Annotated in this window: 3 protein-coding genes; 2 read left to right on the forward strand and 1 reads right to left on the reverse strand. The window is 72.1% G+C overall.

Going from position 1 to position 1629, the window contains the following annotated elements; translation table 11 throughout:
* Positions 1-471 (forward strand): hypothetical protein (locus tag QHF85_RS49675; RefSeq protein WP_281334575.1); only part of this gene is annotated, 471 nt, incomplete at its 5' end.
* 17 nt (positions 472-488) lie between these two features.
* Positions 489-1349, forward strand: coding sequence for a Sir2 family NAD-dependent protein deacetylase (locus QHF85_RS49680; protein WP_281334576.1), 861 nt, complete (start codon positions 489-491; stop codon positions 1347-1349).
* Positions 1350-1449: 100 nt separating this feature from the next.
* On the opposite strand, the gene QHF85_RS49685 is transcribed toward QHF85_RS49680, so the two are convergent.
* Positions 1450-1629 (reverse strand): MYXO-CTERM sorting domain-containing protein (locus QHF85_RS49685; RefSeq protein ID WP_281334577.1); only part of this gene is annotated, 180 nt, incomplete at its 5' end.

The following is a 1629-nucleotide window of genomic DNA, read 5'->3' on the forward strand; positions in this document are numbered from 1 at the left end:
GCGGGCGGCGACGGGAACGGCACCGCGCAAGGCGGCTCCGGGCAAGGCGGCGCAGGCGGCAATGGCGCAGGCGGCAATGGCGCAGGCGGGAGCGGCGCGGGCGGCAATGGCGCGGGCGGCAATGGCGCAGGCGGCGCGGGCGGCGCGGGCGGAGGCGGCGGAAATGCGGCGGTCTGCGATCCCCTCCAGGAGAAGGTCGATTTCACGCTCGTCGAAGCGACGAAGTGTTACCCGCTGCAGCCTGAAATCCCGCAGTGCCAGGAGATCATCGACGGCCCCTGCTGCCCGATCAGCGTGGTCGCTCAGGATCTGCCCGAGGTCATCGCTTACAAGGATGCGTTCACGAAGTACCAGAACGCCGGCTGCGACGCGGCCTGCCCCCCGATTCCCTGCCCGGCGATGCCCCAGTTCAAGTGCACGGCGAACGCGAACGACCCGACCACGGGCGTCTGCACGCCGGTCACGCCCTGACGGAGCCGAGCGCCCCCATGACCCCGCCTGACGCCCTCTTCGAGCAAGCCGCTCGTGCCCTCGAAACCGCGCGCGCGCTCGTCATCACTGCGGGCGCGGGCATGGGGGTCGACTCGGGGCTGCCTGATTTCCGCGGCAACGAGGGATTCTGGCGCGCCTACCCGCGGTACAAGGACCTCGGCCTCGGATTCTCGTCCCTCGCGAATCCGCGCTGGTTTTCGACCGACCCCACCCTCGCCTGGGGTTTTTATGGGCACCGCCTCGAGCTCTACCGCAAGACCCGGCCGCACGACGGCTTCGGGGTGCTCGCGCGGCTCGCCCAGCGGATGGAGGACGGCTGCTTCGTCTTCACCTCCAACGTCGACGGCCAGTTCCAGCGTGCGGGCTTCGACCCCGAGCGGATCGTCGAGTGCCACGGCGCCATCGATTCCCTGCAATGCACGCGCGCCTGCGGCGCCGGCATCTTCCCCGCCGATTCGTACACGGTCGAGGTGGACCCGACGTCGTTCCGCGCCAAGGAGCCGCTGCCGACATGCCCGCGTTGCGGCGCGATGGCCCGGCCCAACGTGCTCATGTTCGGCGACGGTGGCTGGGATGCGAGCCGCACGGACGCGCAGGAGGCGAGGCTCGGCTCGTGGCTCGTGTCGATCCGGGGCGAGGCGCGCGGCCGCGTGGTGGTCATCGAATGCGGCGCCGGGACGGCCATTCCCACGGTTCGTCATTTCAGCGAGCGGATCGCCACGAGCCTCGGCGGCCTGCTCGTGCGGATCAACGTCCGCGAGCCCGAGGTCCCCGCGGGGCACGTCGGCCTGCCGCTCGGGGCGCGCGCGGCGCTGACCGAGATCGAGGCGCGCATCAAACCCCGCGCGAAGAGCTGATCCGCCACACGCGCTCGATCGCGCGATTCGTGGGGCCACAAAACAAGAGCGGCGGCATCCCGAAGGACGCCGCCGCTCTTCGTTTCGTTACGCCGACGAACTACGCCGCCTTGCGCCGCCGACGCGCCGCGACGAGCGCGCCCGCGAGCACGAGGACGACCACGCCGCTCGCGTCGCGGCTCTCGCCGACGGTGCGGCAGCCGCAGCCCTCGTCGTTGCCCGCGTCGCGCCCGCCGGTGCCCGCGCCGCCTTCGCCGCCGGCGCCGCCCATGCCGCCGCC

The organism is Polyangium sp. 6x1 (assembly GCF_029946515.1).
Classification (GTDB): Bacteria; Myxococcota_A; Polyangia; order Polyangiales; family Polyangiaceae; genus Polyangium.